This is a genomic window from Micromonospora sp. KC721 (assembly GCF_004348355.1).
Classification (GTDB): Bacteria; Actinomycetota; Actinomycetes; order Mycobacteriales; family Micromonosporaceae; genus Micromonospora.
The window spans coordinates 19,082-34,776 of sequence record NZ_SMJY01000012.1 but is presented as its reverse complement, the minus strand read 5'-3'; the positions used below and the strand labels follow the sequence as shown (position 1 = coordinate 34,776).

At 71.6% G+C, this 15,695-nt stretch carries 16 protein-coding genes; 8 read left to right on the top strand and 8 right to left on the bottom strand.

From position 1 onward, the window contains the following. Positions 1-52 precede the first annotated feature (52 nt). From E1182_RS04050 to E1182_RS04040, 3 genes are read right to left on the bottom strand one after another with little or no spacing between them, the layout of a single operon-like run. Entirely contained in the window at positions 53-1,387 is a 1,335-nt protein-coding gene (locus E1182_RS04050) for an NAD(P)/FAD-dependent oxidoreductase (RefSeq protein WP_132261264.1), read from the bottom strand. Next, positions 1,384-2,697 (bottom strand): kynureninase, encoded by a 1,314-nt coding sequence (kynU, locus tag E1182_RS04045; RefSeq protein ID WP_371687511.1) that lies wholly within the window; start codon positions 2,695-2,697, stop codon positions 1,384-1,386. Before kynU ends, E1182_RS04050 begins: the two co-directional genes overlap by 4 nt. Further along, positions 2,673-3,575 (bottom strand): tryptophan 2,3-dioxygenase, encoded by a 903-nt coding sequence (locus E1182_RS04040; protein ID WP_132261262.1) that lies wholly within the window; start codon positions 3,573-3,575, stop codon positions 2,673-2,675. Before E1182_RS04040 ends, kynU begins: the two co-directional genes overlap by 25 nt. Before the next feature lie 145 nt (positions 3,576-3,720). Between E1182_RS04040 and E1182_RS04035 the strand changes: the two genes are divergently transcribed. From E1182_RS04035 to E1182_RS04025, 3 genes are all read left to right on the top strand, one after another. Next, positions 3,721-4,191 (top strand): Lrp/AsnC family transcriptional regulator, encoded by a 471-nt coding sequence (locus E1182_RS04035; RefSeq protein ID WP_132261261.1) that lies wholly within the window; start codon positions 3,721-3,723, stop codon positions 4,189-4,191. Positions 4,192-4,351: 160 nt separating this feature from the next. Continuing rightward, positions 4,352-4,828 carry a hypothetical protein gene (locus tag E1182_RS04030; protein WP_132261289.1) on the top strand — a complete coding sequence of 159 codons (477 nt, stop codon included), beginning with the start codon at positions 4,352-4,354 and terminating at the stop codon, positions 4,826-4,828. Positions 4,829-4,840: 12 nt separating this feature from the next. Further along, a complete protein-coding gene (locus E1182_RS04025) occupies positions 4,841-5,662 on the top strand; it encodes a class F sortase (protein ID WP_132261260.1) in 822 nt (273 codons plus the stop codon). Between the two features lie 9 nt (positions 5,663-5,671). On the opposite strand, the gene E1182_RS04020 is transcribed toward E1182_RS04025, so the two are convergent. Continuing rightward, positions 5,672-6,217: an HNH endonuclease gene (locus E1182_RS04020; protein ID WP_132261259.1), complete on the bottom strand. Its 546-nt coding sequence runs from the start codon at positions 6,215-6,217 to the stop codon at positions 5,672-5,674. A gap of 212 nt (positions 6,218-6,429) precedes the next feature. Between E1182_RS04020 and E1182_RS04015 the strand changes: the two genes are divergently transcribed. From E1182_RS04015 to E1182_RS04005, 3 genes are all read left to right on the top strand, one after another. Further along, on the top strand, positions 6,430-7,575 hold the full coding sequence (locus E1182_RS04015; RefSeq protein WP_132261258.1) for a mechanosensitive ion channel family protein: 1,146 nt from the start codon (positions 6,430-6,432) through the stop codon (positions 7,573-7,575). A gap of 217 nt (positions 7,576-7,792) precedes the next feature. Beyond that, a complete protein-coding gene (locus E1182_RS04010) occupies positions 7,793-9,187 on the top strand; it encodes an MFS transporter (RefSeq protein WP_132261257.1) in 1,395 nt (464 codons plus the stop codon). A 61-nt stretch (positions 9,188-9,248) separates the two neighbouring features. Then, positions 9,249-9,671, top strand: coding sequence for a globin (locus E1182_RS04005; RefSeq protein ID WP_132261256.1), 423 nt, complete (start codon positions 9,249-9,251; stop codon positions 9,669-9,671). Positions 9,672-9,715: 44 nt separating this feature from the next. Here E1182_RS04005 and E1182_RS04000 read toward each other — a convergent pair whose 3' ends face one another. The 4 genes from E1182_RS04000 to ettA form a co-directional block, all read right to left on the bottom strand. Continuing rightward, a complete protein-coding gene (locus E1182_RS04000; RefSeq protein ID WP_132261255.1) occupies positions 9,716-10,303 on the bottom strand; it encodes a YbjN domain-containing protein in 588 nt (195 codons plus the stop codon). A gap of 131 nt (positions 10,304-10,434) precedes the next feature. Then, positions 10,435-11,121, bottom strand: coding sequence for a hypothetical protein (locus E1182_RS03995; RefSeq protein WP_132261254.1), 687 nt, complete (start codon positions 11,119-11,121; stop codon positions 10,435-10,437). After that, positions 11,118-11,564 carry a thioesterase family protein gene (locus tag E1182_RS03990; RefSeq protein ID WP_132261253.1) on the bottom strand — a complete coding sequence of 149 codons (447 nt, stop codon included), beginning with the start codon at positions 11,562-11,564 and terminating at the stop codon, positions 11,118-11,120. Before E1182_RS03990 ends, E1182_RS03995 begins: the two co-directional genes overlap by 4 nt. Positions 11,565-11,566: 2 nt before the next feature. Next, on the bottom strand, positions 11,567-13,243 hold the full coding sequence (ettA, locus tag E1182_RS03985) for an energy-dependent translational throttle protein EttA (RefSeq protein ID WP_132261252.1): 1,677 nt from the start codon (positions 13,241-13,243) through the stop codon (positions 11,567-11,569). Positions 13,244-13,645: 402 nt separating this feature from the next. Between ettA and E1182_RS03980 the strand changes: the two genes are divergently transcribed. Both E1182_RS03980 and E1182_RS03975 read left to right on the top strand, forming a co-directional pair. Beyond that, positions 13,646-14,032 (top strand): hypothetical protein, encoded by a 387-nt coding sequence (locus tag E1182_RS03980; protein ID WP_132261251.1) that lies wholly within the window; start codon positions 13,646-13,648, stop codon positions 14,030-14,032. A 141-nt stretch (positions 14,033-14,173) separates the two neighbouring features. Then, on the top strand, positions 14,174-15,571 hold the full coding sequence (locus E1182_RS03975; RefSeq protein WP_132261250.1) for a trehalose-6-phosphate synthase: 1,398 nt from the start codon (positions 14,174-14,176) through the stop codon (positions 15,569-15,571). Positions 15,572-15,695: the final 124 nt, after the last annotated feature.

Below are 15,695 nucleotides of genomic sequence, written 5' to 3'. Positions count from 1 at the left end.
GGTCGTTGAAGATCCGGGCCACCCGGACGCTCGTCCTCGTCGTCGAAGCGGGTCATCCGCGCCTGCCCCGGGCGAGTAGCGCGCCGACGCCGGCCAGCAGCGCCGCGGTGCCGGCCGCCGCCGCCCCGACCGCGGCGTACTGCCGGCGGACCCGGCGGCGCACCTCGGCGTACGGGGTGGTGGAGAACGACACCAGTTCGTACTGGGAGACGTACCGGCCGGGCAGGGCCCGTTCGAGGGCGTGTTCGATCCGGCGGCGGGCCTGGAAGACCGGGGAGGCGACCTTGTCGCGCATCTCCACGAAGTTGGCCAACGCCATCCGCGCGATCGCCTCGACGTTGGCCTGTCGCCGCCGCTGGAACAACGGCAGCGCCGAGGCCCACCGGTCACCGCACTCGTCCAGGCAGCGGTCCAGCTCCACCACGTCCTCGAAGGCACAGTTCGCGCCCTGGCCGTAGAACGGGACGATGGCGTGCGCGGCGTCGCCGAGCAGAGCCACCCGGCCGTTCACCTGCCACGGGTGGCAGCGGACCGTGCCGAGCACTCCGACCGGGTTGTGCCGGTAGTCGTCGACCAGGTTCGGCGCGAGTGCCAGCAGGTCCGGGTAGTGGGTGGCGAAGTGCCGTTCGACGGCCGCCGGGCTACCCAGCGAGGCGAAGGCGGCGGTGCCGTGGGTGGGCCAGAACAGCGTGCAGGTGAAGGAGCGGTCCGGGTTGGGCAGCGCGATCATCATCGAGGTGCCGCGCGGCCAGATGTGCAGGGCCGCCGGGTCGAGGGCGAACTCGCCGCCGACCGGCGGGATGGTCAGCTCCTTGTAGCCGTAGTCGAGGAAGTCGAGACTCTCGTCCAGCACGCCGTACCCGAGCAGTTGCCCGCGCACCGCGGAGCCGGCTCCGTCGGCGCCGAGCACGACCGGCGCGGTGGCGGTGAGCTTGCCCTGCGGGGTCTCGAATGCCATCTCGCCGGTGGCCGGGTCGAGCCCGACCAGCCGGTGGTCGAAGGCGATCCGTACGCCGGGCCGCGCGGCGGCGGCGGTGAGCAGGGCGTTGTTCAGCGCGCTGCGGCTGATCGAGTTGATCGCCCGGTCGCCGTCGGCGCTGTACGACTGGAACCGTGGTTCCCCGGCCACCGGGTGGATCATCCGGCCGCGCATCGGCAGCGCGTCGCCCATCACCTGCTCGTCCAGGCCGATGCGGCGCAGCGCGTCGAGGCCGCGCGCGGAGAGCGCCAGGTTGATCGAGCGCCCCCGCTCCGCCGTGCTGGTGCGCGGGTCGGGCCGCCGCTCGTAGAGCGCGACCGGGTACCCGCGCCGGGCCAGGAAGCAGGCCAGCAGGCAGCCGGCCAGCCCGGCCCCGACCACCGCGATCTCGTCCCGTCCGCTGGTCATGAGGTCGCCTCCACGGTGGTGGCCAGCGCCTCGGCCACCCGCCAGCAGTCGTGGTACGTCGAGTAGAGCGGCACCGGGGCGAACCGGACGATGTCCGGTTCCCGGGCGTCGGCGATGACACCGTGCTCGTGACGCAGCCGCCTGGTCAGTTCGGCGGCGCTGCCCGCGCCGACGCGCACCGAGAGCTGGCAGCCCCGCCGGTCGGCCTCGCGCGGGGTGATGACGGCCAGTGGCCGGTCGGCGGTCACCTCGTCGAGCAGCCGGTGCAGGTAGCCGGTGAGCCGGACGCTGCGTGCCCGCAGCGCCGGCATGCCGATCGCGTCGAACAGCTCCAGCGAGGTACGCACCGGCCCCATCGCGAGGATCGGCGGGTTGGAGATCTGCCAGGCCTCGGCGGTGGCCGGTGGCCGGGAGACCGGGGTCATCTCGAACCGGGTGGCCGCCTCGGTGCTCCACCAGCCCTCGAACCGCGGCAGGTTCGGGTCGCCGAGGTGGCGTTGGTGGACGAAGACTCCGGCGACGGATCCCGGTCCCGAGTTGAGGTACTTGTAGGAGCACCAGGCGGCGACGTCGACGTCCCAGTCGTGCAACGCCAGCGGCACGTTGCCGACGGCGTGTGCCAGGTCCCAGCCGACGACCGCGCCCGCGGCCCGGCCGGCGGCGGTGATCGCCGGGATGTCCATCAGCTCGCCGGTGAGGTAGTTGACGCCGCCGAGCAGCACCAGCGCGACGGTGTCGCCCTCGGCGGCGAGGAAGTCGGTGACGTCCCGCGTCCGCAGGTTCTCCTCGCCGGGGCGGGGCTTCAGGCGTACCACCGTGGCGTCCGGGTCGAGGCCGTGGAAACGGGCCTGGCTGCGGACGGCGTAGGAGTCCGAGGGGAAGGCGGTGTCCTCGACGACGATCCGGGTCCGCCGCCCGGCCGGGCGGTAGAAACTCACCATCAGCAGGTGCAGGTTGACCGTGAGGGAGTTCATCACCACGGTCTCCGCGGGCGACGCGCCGACCAGTCGCGCGGCCGGCGCGGCCAACAGCTCGTGGTACGACAGCCACGGCCGCTCGGCCTCCAGGTGCCCCTCGACGCCCAGCCGGCGCCACGCGTCCAGGTCGGCGAGGAGTTCGTCGCAGGTGGCGCGGGGCTGCAGGCCGAGGGAGTTGCCGGCCAGGTAGGCGGCCTCCGGGTAGCGACCGCCGTCGGCCGGTGGCACGTGGAAGAGGTGGCGGTGGCCGGGGTCGGCCTTGTCGAGGCGGTGGGCCTCCTGCTCGTCGGGCACGTCCGCTCCCCCGCTCACATCGCCGTCCGGGCCGACCAGAGTTCCGGGAAGACCACCCGGGCCATGCTGCGCTGCAACCAGGCCAGACCGGCGGAGCCGCCGCTGCCGACCTTGGCGCCCATGGTGCGCTGGACGGCCTTGACATGGTTCCACCGCCAGTCGCCGAACTGCTCGGCCACCTCGGTCAGCGCCTCACCGAGCAGCCGGAGCTGGTTGTCGGGGCGGTTGTCGTCGTAGACCGTCAGCCAGGCTGCCTCGACCGCCGGATGTGGATGATGCTCGACGGAGACGTCCCGGCCGAGCAGGTCGGCGGGGAGGTCGTGACCGTGCCGGGCGAGCAGGGCGACCACGTCGTCCCAGAGGCTCGGCGCGGCGAGGGCGGCGCGCAGTTCGTCGTACACCTGCGGTTGGCGCCGGAACGGGCGGATCAGGGCCGGGTCGCGCAGGCCGAGCAGGAATTCCAGCCGCCGGTACATCGCCGACTGGAAGCCGGAGCCCTCGCCGAGGAGATCGCGGAACCGGTTGAAGTCGGCCGGGGTCATCCAGCGCAGACCGCGCCAGGCGGCATTGAGCCCTTCCAGGTGCAGCGCGGCGCGGCGCAGCGGGGCCAGGGCGTCCCAGACCCGGTCGGCGCGCAGGTCCCGCTGCGCCTGGCGCAGCTCGTGGCAGGTCAGCCCGAAGTAGAGCTCCATGATCTGGCTGACCATCAGGAAGGACATCTCGCCCGGGTCGTCGCTGAGCGGCTGCTGCAACCGGTGCAGCGTGCTGGCGTGCACGTACGCGTCGTACGGCACCCGGTCGGCGAACTCCAGGGTCGGCTCGCCGCGGTTGCGGGCCGCGCGTGCGGTCCGTTGCTGGGGGGTGGCCGGGCGCACCGCTGCGGTGAGCGTCGTCGCCCGCCGGTCTGTCTGCTTCACCGTCTCGTCACCTCCGTGGCCGGATACGACATGGTCCCGCGGTACGGACGGTCGATGGAATGCCGATCCGACGGCACTAGGGCAGGGTCACCTTGCGGTCTGAAGGTGTTGTCCGGGTTCTACCTGCGGAAGGTAAAGTCCGGGCATGGACGACATGGACTGGGCGCTGCTGCGGGAGTTGCAGGCCGACGCGCGCCTGTCGTACAGCGAGCTGTCCCGGCGGGTGCACCTGTCCCCACCGGCGGTGGCCGAGCGGGTGCGCCGGCTCGAGGCGACCGGGGTGATTCTCGGCTACCACGCCCACGTCGACCTGGCCCGGGCCGGCCGCAGCGTGCTCGCGCTGATCCGGATGTCCTGCTACGGGCCGCGCTGCATCCTGCACGACCCGGCGGTGGCCGAGTGGCCGGAGATCCGCGAGATCCACCGGATCACCGGCGACGCGTGCAGCGCGCTGAAGGTGGCCGCCGGCTCGATGGAGGGCTTCGAGGCGGTCATCGACCGGCTCGCTCCGTACGGGCAGCCGTCGAGCACGATGGTGCTGTCCACCCCACTGGACTGGCACCCGGTCGCTCCGCTGCCGCCCGTGGCGGGCGCCGCCTCCACCCGTCGTCGTTGACCCGCCACTTCCTCCCACCAATCACCCTCAGTGATCCCCCGGGTTTGCCGTCCCGCCAGCGGGAATGCAGGCCCGGACACCCGTCGCAGGATGCCGGCGAACATGCCGGGAGGGGGGAATCATGCGGGGGCTCATCGGGCACCATCGTGCCTTCTCCGCCGTGCTGGCGATGTTCGTCGCGTTCGTGCTGTCCGGGGCGACACCGGCCCGCGCGGGCGACAACACCTTCGTCGAGGTCACGCCGAACACCGCACAGGCCGGCACCCGGGTCAACATCCGGGCCAGTTGCGACACCGCCAACAACCAGCAGGCCACCGTGCAGTCCGACGCGTTCGGCCGGGTGGTGCTGCGGCCGGACAACGGCTTCCTCACCGGGGCGGTCACCATCCCGCGCAACCGGGAGGCCGGCGACTATCCGGTCGACCTGCGCTGCGCCAACGGACAGACCGCGTCGACCGTGCTCACCGTGCTCAACATGACCCAACCGACCAAGGGGCCGGCGACCGGGGGCGGCGGCACCGCCGACGACCGTGGGGCCGGCTCGCTGCTGCTCGTCGGCGCGCTGGTCGCGGTCGCGGTGGTGGCCGGCCTCGGGGTGCTCGGCGGGGGTCGGCGTCGGGCCGGGACCGGCTCCTGACCCCACGCCGCCATGGCCCGCGCACGTTCGCGTACGCCACGGTCGGACCGGCTGCGGGCCACCGCCCGGTTGGTGGCCCGCGCGGCCGGCCGACTACGCCGGGTGGCCGGTCACGCCGTCGCCGCCAGCGTGTCCACCACCGACCCCGTCGCGCACACCACCCCGGTACGCCCGGCGACCCGCCGCCCGTACCGGCCGCTGTCCCGCCGGGTCGGGGCCCCGGGGCCGGGGCTGCCGGTGATGGTGGTCGCCGGACTGATGGTGCTGATCGTCGCGTTGCTCGGCGCCGAACGGGTGACCGGCCTGAGCCTGCTGCCGGACCGGTTCATCGCCGGGCTGCGTCCGCCGCCGAGAGGGTTCCCGGTCCTGCCGGCGAGCCCGCCGACCAGGATCGTGATCGACCGGATCGAGGTGCGGGCGCCGGTGCACCACGTCGGCATCGCCGCGGACGGCAGCATCGGGGTGCCGGACGCCGCCCGAGCCCAGGAGGCGGGCTGGTACGACCAGGGCCCCACCCCCGGCCAGTACGGCCCGGCGGTCATCGTCGGGCACGTCGACACCAGCGCCGGCCCGGCCGTCTTCCACGGGCTGCGGGAGTTGCGCGACGGCGACGAGGTCGAGGTGACCCGCGAGGACGGGAAGGTGGCCGTTTTCGAGGTCGACCGGGTGCAGCGGCACGGCAAGGAGCGACTGCCGGTGGACGAGATCTACGGTGACTTCAGCCGCCCGAACCTCCGGTTGATCACCTGTGGCGGGCGCTGGGTGGGCGGTGACACCGGGTACGCCGACAACGTGGTGGTGTACGCCTCGCTGGTCCGCGCCCGTGACGGGTGAGCGACCGGCTCAGGCGGCCTCGGTCTCGCGCAGCGACTCCCGAAGGTCGAGCCAGTCCTCCCAGCGCGGGTCGGGGGCGCGGTGGCCGAGCACCCGCCAGGCCGTCCCCTTGGGGGCGACGGGCATGCTGTGCAACCGCCAGCCCAGTTCGGCGGGGGTCTTGTCGCCCTTCGTGTGGTTGCAGCGGGCACAGGCGGCGACCACGTTCTCCCAGGCGTGCCGACCGCCCCGGCTGCGCGGGAAGACATGGTCGATGGTTTCCGCCGGCCCCCGGCAGTACGCGCACCGCCCGCCGTCGCGAGCGAAGACGGCCCGTCGGGAGAGGCCGACGTGGGTGCGGTACGGCACCCGGACGAAGCGGGTGAGGCGGACCACCGAGGGCACCGGCAGGGCACTTCGGGCGCTGTGCAGGACCCCGTCGCCGTCGGCGACGCAGACCGCCTTGGCCGAGAGCACGAGGATCGCGGCACGACGCACCGACACGACACACAGCGGCTCGTAGGTGGCGTTGAGAACCAGCGCGCCGGAGCCCACCGTGGGTCGTATGTCAGGCATCGTGCTCACCCTCCCGGTCCAGCCGCTCCCACCGCTGGCCGCGCCGGCCGCGCCCTGCGGACACAGGGTGACCACGACCGACGCCGGCAGGATCACCGACGTCCGTTGCGCCAATCGTCCCTGATAAGACCCCGGATTGCACGCACTAATCCGGGGCACCGGGGAAGCCTGCAGCCGGGCGTGTGAAAATGACCGGTTCGGCACCTGTGATCATGAGTAACGACACCCCGAGCAGCCGGCGGGTCGACGCTGGCCCCTGCTCCACGGTGGGGTACGAAAGCAGGGTGCGCGCCGCCGACCTGACCGTCCTCGCCGAACCGATCATCGACCCGACCCCGTCGCAGAGCTGCCTCGACGACCCCCTGTGCGGCTTTGTGCTGGACACGACCGGATCGACCTGGTTCGCCGAGGGCAGCTACTGGATTCTGCTCAAGCCGCTGCGGGTCGTCCTGATCCTGTTGCTGGCGCTGCTCGCCCGGTGGGCGCTGCACCGGACCATCAACCGGCTGGTCCGTACCACCAGCGAGAGCACCATGCCCACCCTGCTGCGGCCGTTGCGGGAGCGGATCCCCTCCGCGGCGGCGGACCCGGCGCAGTTCGTCCCGGAGCGCCGCCGGCAGCGGGCCGAGGCGATCGGCTCGGTGCTCCGCAGCATGGTCACCGCCTTCGTCTTCGGCATCGCGCTGCTGATGGTGCTCAGGGAGTTCAGCTTCGACCTCGCCCCGCTGCTGGCCAGTGCCGGTATCGCCGGCGTGGCCCTGGGCTTCGGCGCGCAGAGCCTGGTGAAGGATCTGCTCGCCGGCCTGTTCATGCTCATCGAAGACCAGTACGGCGTGGGTGACACAGTCGACTTGGGCGAGGCCACCGGCGTGGTCGAGGCGGTGGGGCTGCGGGTGACCACGGTCCGCGACGGGCGCGGGGTGCTGTGGTACATCCGCAACGGTGAGATCGTCCGGGTCGGCAACAAGAGCCAGGGCTGGGCGTTGGTGGTGGTGGACCTGCCGATCGGGTTCGCCAGCACCGAGGAGGCCACGGCCGTGCTGCGTACCGCGGCGGCGTCGGTGGCCATGGACCCGGAGCTGGCACCGGAGATCGTCGAAGCGCCGGAGGTGCTGGGCGTGGAGCAGATGACGGTCGACGGCGCGGTGATCCGAACCGTGGTCAAGACGACGGCGGACGGCCAGTTCTCGGTCGGTCGCGAGCTGCGCCGCCGGCTCGCCGAGGCGCTGGAGAACTCGGGCATCACCGCGAAGATCGCCGCGGCCCGGCTCTATCCCGGCCTGCCGATGACCGCGCCGGCCGGCGGCGGACCGGCCGCCGGGGGTACCCCGCCCACCGGTCAGGGGGGTGCCACCTGACCCGAATTCTGGGGGTTCCCGACCACCCGAACCCTCGGGTATCGTCCGTTCGTTCAGTCGGAGATGCGACGATCGATCCGTTCGCCCTAGCCAGTTGTCAGACGATCGGGCAGAATCCGGAGCACGCGCTCCCGCCGGAGCGTGACCATTTCCTCGCTGATCCGTAGATCTGACGACGGGGTCCGCCAGGCCGTCACGAGCGGTGCCGGCGGGTCCGATGGAGGCGACGGTGTCCGACGAGCAAGCCTCTCCGGACCGCCCGGCTACCTTCCGTGAGGTGTTCGCCCAGCCCGAGTACCGGGCGATCTTCACCGCCAGCCTCCTGTCCTGGATCGGCGACTACCTCGCCAAGGCGGCGGTCACCGTTCTGGTCTACCGGGAGAGCGAGTCGATCGCTCTCTCCGCCGCCGCGTTCGCGGTCAGCTACCTCCCCTGGCTCGCCGGGGGGCCGCTGCTCGCGGCACTGGCCGAGCGGTACCCGTACCGCCGGGTGATGGTGGTCTGCGACCTGATCCGGATGACACTGATGGCGCTGATCGCGGTGCCGCAGTCCCCGGTCTGGGTGATCCTGGTCCTGCTCTTCGCCACCACGCTCGCCAACCCGCCCAGCCAGGCGGCCAGGTCGGCGCTGCTGCCGACCATCCTCAGCGGTGACCGACTGGTCGTCGCGTTGTCCTTGAACGCCAGCACCGGCCAGGCCGCCCAGGTCGTCGGATACCTGCTCGGGGCCGCCGTGGCCGCGGTGAACCCGACCGTCGCGTTGCTGATCAACGCGGCGACCTTCGCCGCGTCGGCCGTGCTGGTCCGGTGGGGGGTACGCGACCGTGCCCCGGCGATGAACGCCACCCACCGCAGTCACCTGCTCCGGGAGACCGCCGAGGGATTCCGCATCGTCTTCGGCAACCCGGTCCTGCGGGCGATCGCCGTGCTGGTCTTCAGCGCCATGCTCTTCTCCATCGTTCCGGAAGGGCTCGCCGCCGCCTGGGCCGGTGAACGGGCCGACGACCGACTGGGCAGCGGCCCGTCGCAGGCGCTGATCATGGCGGCCGGCCCGGTCGGCTTCATCCTGGGTGGACTGCTGGTCGGACGGGCGGTCGCGCCGGCCCGCCGGATCATGCTGATGCGCCCCCTGGCGGTGGCGGCACCGCTGGTGCTGGTGCCCGCGCTGCTGGACCCACCGCCGGTGGTGGTGGCCCTGCTCGCCGCCGGGTGTGGGTTCGCCGTCGCGGGAGTGCTGCCGACCGCCAACGGGCTGTTCGTCCGCGCCCTGCCCAACGGCTACCGGGCCCGCGCCTTCGGCGTGATGGCCAGCGGGATGCAGGTGATCCAGGGGGCCGCCGTACTGGTCACCGGGCTGTTCGCGGACCGGTTCTCCATCCCCGTGGTGGTCGGCGCGTGGAGCGCCGCCGGCGTCCTGCTGATGCTCGTCGCGGCGCTGCGCTGGCCGGACGGCTCGACCGTCGAGTCGGCGGTGGCGGCGGCCACCCGTGCCAACGCCAACGCGGCGACCGACGGGTTGCCCGCTCCCGTCGGGTCTCATCCCGGGACCGGCCGGGCAGCTCCGGGCGACCGGATCGACGAACGGGACCGGCGCAGCCCCGCGGCGACGTGACCGCCGCCGCCCGGGCGGTGGGCGGCGCCCGCCGGGCCGGGACGCCTGGCAGGATGGAACGGTGAGCCCCGCAGGTGAGTCCGACCGTACCGAGCCGCCGACGACCCTCTTCGAAGCGGTCGGCGGCGAGCCCACCTTCCGCAAGCTGGTCGACGAGTTCTACGCCGGCGTCGCCACCGACCCGTTGCTGCGCCCGATGTATCCGGAGGAGGACCTCGGGCCAGCCGCCGACCGGCTGACCCTCTTCCTCATGCAGTACTGGGGTGGCCCGAACACCTACTCGTCGCAGCGCGGGCACCCGCGGCTGCGGATGCGGCACGCGCCGTACCGGATTGGCGCCGCCGAGCGGGACGCGTGGCTGCACCACATGCGACGCGCGGTCGACCGGCTGGAGCTGCCGCCGGAGATCGCCGCAGCGCTCTGGGACTACCTGGAGCGGGCGGCCTACTTCATGGTGAACGTCATGGAGGACCCAACCGGTTGAACCGGCCGGCCCGGACACCGCCCGACCGGCAGCCGGCGGCGGGCCTACAGCAGCGCGCCCTCGTCGTGCAGCCAGTCGACGAAGGTGGTCGCGACGGCCGCGCCGCAGTCGAGCAGCTCCACCAGGAGCGCGTCGTGGGTGCCGGCACCGAGCGGCACCTGGAGTTCGGCGTAGATGGGCAGCTGGCCGCGCTCGGTCGGGTCACCGATGTATGCCTTGCAGAACCGCCGCGTGTGGTTCCACTCGTTGACCACCCGGTAGGCCCGGTCCGCCCAGTCCGGGGGGACGGTGGCGTGTGGACGGGCGCGCATCACCAGGATCTCGTCCTCCGGACCCTCCAGGGTGACCAGTACCGCGTGCCGTTCCCACATGGCCAGCAGGTTGCCGTCACCGTCGGCCAGGTAACGCACGTCGAGCAGGTCGAGCGCGTCGCAGACCCGGCGCAGGGTGACCGGCGCGACCGCGGGGGGCAGGTCGCCGGCCACCGGTCGGTCGGCGGCCTTGCAGCAGTCGTCACCCGGCTGCCGGGGGGACGGTGGTCCGACCCGGAGGTTGCTGTCCACTGTGGTCCCGCTTCGAGTTTCCTGATCGCCACCTGTGACGGAACCAGGGCGCCATGACCACCACGGCATCGCTCGCGCACCTCACTCCCCAGCGGATCCGGACGCCTACGGTGTGTTGGATCCGAGGATGGACGGTACCCGGATAGCCGGCCGGAGACACCCCCCCAACGACAGCACCAGGCCAGAAGAATGACCATGGGTCATACTTTCGGGTGGTCCTTGCGGGGTTGGATGGCGAGTTCGTGAACCTTGCGCGACCATGCCGTTCCGTACGGTCCGACCAGTCCGACCCAGCGGCCGGCCACCCGGACCTGGGCCGCACCGGCGGCGTCGACCGGGCCGAGAAAACCCATCCGGACCACCGCCTGCACCAACCGTTGGCTCACCTCGACCGGCTCACCCGACGCGTCGTCCGGGGTCACCACCACCGCGACGTGGTCCAGTAGCGCGTCGCGCAGCACCCGCTGCCCCACCGCCCGGCCACCGACCCCGTGTGCCGCCGCGCTGCGCAGGGTGCCCGCAGCCGCCTCGGCGATCCGGCGCAGCTCCCCGGCCGGCACCTGCTCCACCCCCCGGCTCGCCACCGGTGGCAGCGGCCAGCGCCACCGCTCGTCCCGCCGGGTCGGCAACGCGGCGTCGGCCGACTCCAGACGGGCCAGCAGGTCGATGGCGGAGACGGTGACGTCGCCCGGTGCACGCCCGGCGACCGTCCGGGTCACCAGGGCATCCCAGGGCAGCCGGGCCCACAGCGCCGTGCGCCCGGCCCCGTCGACCGGCCGGAGCCGGACCACGGTGGCCGGGTCGAAGCGGACCAGCCGGGCCAGGAAGGCGCCCGCGTCGGCGACGCCCTCCAGCCCGTGTCCCGGCGCCGTCGCCGCCCCGCTCACCCCGGCCCGCCGGCCGGCGCGTACGACAGCAGGAAGGTCCGCTCGTCGTCGTTGATCCGCCGGGGTCGCTTCGCGGTCAGGTCGAACGGCACCAACACCGAACGGGCGGTGCTGGCCAGCACCTCGCCGTCGTACAACTCGTAGGCGACGGTGAACGAACCGGCCCGGATCTGTTCCACCCACAGTTCGATCCGGACGGTCGGGGCCGCCTCGGCGGTGGCCCGGCCGAGGGCGTAGTCGATCGGCCGCAGGTAGTCGACCTCGTGCCGGCGGATGACCACCCCGTCGGCGAACGAGTCGACCCCCCACGCCCGGCCACCGGCGAACATCATCGCCACCCGGGCCTCCTCGTAGAGGGTGAGGAAGCGGGCGTTGTTGACGTGGCCGTACGCGTCCAGGTCGGACCAGCGCAGCGTGCAGTGGTAAACGAAGCGGTCCGCCATGCTCAGTCGCGGGTGAGCTTGCGGTAGGTCACCCGGTGCGGGCGGGCCGCCTCCGCGCCGAGCCGGTCGATCTTGTTCTTCTCGTACGCCTCGAAGTTGCCCTCGAACCAGAACCACTTGGCCGGGTTCTCGTCGTCACCCTCCCAGGCCAGGATGTGGGTGGCGACCCGGTCCAGGAACATCCGGTCGTGCGAGATGACCACGGCGCAGCCGGGGAACTCCAACAACGCGTTCTCCAGGCTGGAGAGGGTCTCCACGTCCAGGTCGTTGGTCGGCTCGTCGAGCAGGATGACGTTGCCGCCGATCTTGAGGGTGAGCGCCAGGTTGAGCCGGTTACGCTCGCCGCCGGAGAGCACCTTGGTCGGCTTCTGCTGGTCCGGCCCCTTGAACCCGAACGCGGCGATGTACGCCCGCGACGGCATCTCGACCTTGCCGACCATGAGGTGGTCCAGCCCGTCGGAGACGACCTCCCAGACCGTCTTGTCGCCGGCCAGGCCCTGCCGGTTCTGGTCGACGTACGACAGCGACACGGTCTCGCCGACCTTGACGTCGCCGCTCGTCGGCTGCTCGAGCCCGACGATGGTCTTGAACAGGGTGGTCTTGCCGACGCCGTTCGGACCGATGATGCCGACGATGCCGTTGCGTGGCAGCGAGAACGACAGGTTGTCGATCAGCACCCGGTCGCCGAACCCCTTGGTGAGGTTCTGCGCCTCGATGACGGTGTTGCCCAGGCGCGGACCCGGCGGAATCTGGATCTCCTCGAAGTCCAGCTTGCGGGTCTTCTCCGCCTCGCTGGCCATCTCCTCGTAGCGGTCGAGGCGGGCCTTGGACTTGGTCTGGCGGGCCTTGGCGTTCGAGCGCACCCACTCCAGCTCGTCGGCGAGGCGCTTCTTCATCTTGGCGTCCCGACGGCCCTCCACCGAGAGCCGGGCGGCCTTCTTCTCCAGGTAGGTGGAGTAGTTGCCCTCGTAGCCGATGGCCCGGCCCCGGTCGAGTTCCAGGATCCAGCCGGCCACGTTGTCGAGGAAGTACCGGTCGTGCGTGATGGCCAGGACGGTGCCGGCGTACTTGGCGAGGTGCTGCTCCAGCCACTGCACGCTCTCCGCGTCCAGGTGGTTGGTCGGCTCGTCCAGCAGCAGCAGGTCGGGCGCCTCCAGCAGCAGCTTGCACAGCGCCACCCGGCGACGCTCACCACCGGAGAGCTGGGTCACGTCGGCGTCCGGCGGCGGGCAGCGCAGCGCGTCCATCGCCAGTTCGAGCTTGGAGTCGATGTCCCAGGCGTCGGCGTTGTCCAGCTCCTCCTGGAGCCGACCCATCTCCTCCATCAGTTCGTCGGAGTAGTCCGTCGCCATCTGCTCGGCGATCTTGTTGAACCGCTCCAGCTTGGCCTTGATCTCGGCGACCGCCTCCTCGACGTTGCCGAGCACGGTCTTGGCGTCGTTGAGCGGGGGCTCCTGGGCCAGCAGGCCGACGGTGTAGCCGGGCATGAGCCGGGCCTCGCCGTTGCTGGGCCGGTCCAGCCCTGCCATGATCTTGAGAAGGCTGGACTTACCGGCGCCGTTCGGGCCGACCACACCGATCTTGGCCCCCGGCAGGAAGTTCAGCGTCACGTTGTCGAGCACGACCTTGTCGCCGTGCGCCTTGCGCGCCTTTTCCAGGACGTAGATGAACTGGGCCACGGTGCGGGCTACCTCCGTCGGTTGCGGTCGCGAGCTGGTGGGGCGCGGGCGCTGGTTGCGACTTCCGCTCGCCGCCGTCGGCCGGGAGCCGGCCGCGCGCACGCCGTCGTCAATCCTGACAGGTACGGGCGGCCACGCCCACATCACCCCACCCCGGCGGTACGGCGTCGAGCCCTCGTTGTCCCCGGCGGTATAACTCGCTAGTGTCCCCGGTATGACCAGGAAGATCGCCATCAGCGTCCCCGACGACGTCGCGGAGCGAGGCCGGCTTCCGACTCTCCGAGGACGGGGTCGCCGAGGCGGGCCGCACGCTCGACGAGGCACAGGCAAAGATCACTCCGGAGCTGCGCGCCAAGGCGGCCGCACTGTTGAGCGAGTCGTCCCGCGGACGGCTGACCATCCGTGACTGACGCCGGCCTGGTGCTCGACACCGCATGCCTGGTGGCCTACTCCGGAGGCACCGAGGCGGTCGGGGAGCAGATCGCCCAGGTGGCGGACCGGCGGCAGGCGGTGATCGTGCCCGCACTGTGCCTCGCCGAGGCGTACCGCCGGGTGACCACCGACGGCTGGCGCCTCCTGGACACCCTCGGCGATCTCGACCAGGTGATCGTCACTCCCGTCGAGCATGACATGTGCATGTTTCTCGGCGGCTGGTCCCGCACCCTGGGAAGCATGGACCTGGCCCAGGCGGCGCTGGAGGCCACACGGGCCACCACTCCGATCATGACGGACCGGCGGGAGTTGCTCGGCGAGGTGCTGCCGAAGGAGTGGCCGGTCATCGACCTCTGAACCGCCGATGTCAACAAGATCACGATCAGGGTTCGGCGGTTCTGGGACGGGTAGGTGAGTCCGACACGGGGGCCAAAGCACCGCAGCTACGCTCAGTACGCTCATCGCGGTGGACCCGTCAGCACCCGGAGGTGGCCGATCGTGACCGTCCGTAGCTCCTTTGTCGTAGTGGCGAACCGACTGCCGGTCGACGAGGTGAGCACACCCGAGGGGCGGCAGTGGCGACGCAGCCCGGGAGGGCTGGTCACCGCGCTGCACCCCGTCCTCGCCGAGCACCAGGGCACCTGGGTCGGCTGGGCCGGCGGCACCGGTGCCGCACCGGAGCCGTTCGACCTGGAGGGCATCCGGTTGCACCCGGTGCCGCTGAGCGCCGAGGAACTGGAGCGCTACTACGAGGGCCAGTCCAACGCCACCATCTGGCCCCTCTACCACGACGCGGTCGAGACGCCGGCCTACAAGCGCCGCTGGCGCGAGGCGTACCGCCTGGTCAACGCCCGTTTCGCGGAGGCCGCGGCGGACGTGGCGGCCGAGGGGGCGACCGTCTGGGTGCAGGACTACCAGCTCCAGCTGGTCCCGGCGATGCTGCGCGAGCTGCGACCCGACCTGAAGATCGGCTTCTTCCTGCACATCCCGTTCCCGCCGATCGAGCTGTTCATGCAGATGCCGTTCCGCACCGAGATCCTGCGCGGTCTACTCGGGGCCGATCTGGTCGGGTTCCAGCAGCGACTGGCCGCGCAGAACTTCGTCCGGCTGGCTCGGCACCTGCTCGGCCTCCGTTACGAGGGCCAGATGATCCAGGTGGACGGCCGCCAGGTGAAGGCGGGCGCCTTCCCCATCTCGATCGACACCAGGGAGATGGAGCGGCTGGCCGAGGATCCGGCGATCCAGGCCCGGGCCAAGCAGATCCGCGAGGAGCTCGGCAATCCGAAGACGATCATCCTGGGCGTCGACCGGCTGGACTACACCAAGGGCATCGAGCTTCGACTCAAGGCCTTCCGGGAACTTCTTGCTGACGGAAAGTTGACAGTTCCCGAGGCGGTTATGGTGCAGGTCGCCACGCCCAGCCGGGAGCGTGTGGAGCACTACCAGGCACTTCGCGTCAAGGTGGAACGCGAGGTTGGTCGGATTAATGGCGAATTCGGTAGAGTCGGCGTGCCTGCGGTGCATTATCTGCATCAGTCGTACAGTCGCTCCGAACTGGCCGCGCTGTACGTGGCGGCCGACGTGATGATGGTGACCCCGCTGCGAGACGGAATGAATCTGGTGGCCAAGGAGTACGTGGCATCGCGCGACGACCAGGGCGGCGCGCTCGTGCTCAGTGAGTTCGCCGGCGCCGCCACCGAGCTGCGCCAGGCGTTCCTGTGCAACCCGCACGACCCCGACGCCGTCAAGGACGCTCTCCTGCGGGCCGTACACGTGGAGAAGCCGGAGGCCCGTCGACGCATGCGGATCATGCAACGTCATCTACGCACCCACGACGTGGGGCACTGGGCGAAATCGTTCCTGACCGAACTCGGCCCCGAGGTGGAGGCCGAGTGAGCGCGAGGAGTGAGCCGACCCTGCGAGCCCCGCAGTCGCGAACCGAGGTGACCCTGTGAGCGCGAGGAGTGAGCCGACCCTGCGAGCCCCGCAGTCGCGAACCGAGGTGACCCTGTGAGCGCCG

Bases quoted from the DNA above. Each gene is read 5' to 3' on its own strand.
- E1182_RS03990 (WP_132261253.1), bottom strand. From the start codon at position 11,564: ATGGCGGACCGCTTCGTTTACCACTGCACGCTGCGCTGGTCCGACCTG.
- E1182_RS04015 (WP_132261258.1), top strand. From the start codon at position 6,430: ATGAGTAACGACACCCCGAGCAGCCGGCGGGTCGACGCTGGCCCCTGC.
- E1182_RS04010 (WP_132261257.1), top strand. From the start codon at position 7,793: ATGGAGGCGACGGTGTCCGACGAGCAAGCCTCTCCGGACCGCCCGGCT.
- E1182_RS04035 (WP_132261261.1), top strand. From the start codon at position 3,721: ATGGACGACATGGACTGGGCGCTGCTGCGGGAGTTGCAGGCCGACGCG.
- E1182_RS04025 (WP_132261260.1), top strand. From the start codon at position 4,841: ATGGCCCGCGCACGTTCGCGTACGCCACGGTCGGACCGGCTGCGGGCC.
- E1182_RS04050 (WP_132261264.1), bottom strand. From the start codon at position 1,387: ATGACCAGCGGACGGGACGAGATCGCGGTGGTCGGGGCCGGGCTGGCC.
- E1182_RS04020 (WP_132261259.1), bottom strand. From the start codon at position 6,217: ATGCCTGACATACGACCCACGGTGGGCTCCGGCGCGCTGGTTCTCAAC.
- E1182_RS04000 (WP_132261255.1), bottom strand. From the start codon at position 10,303: ATGCCGTGGTGGTCATGGCGCCCTGGTTCCGTCACAGGTGGCGATCAG.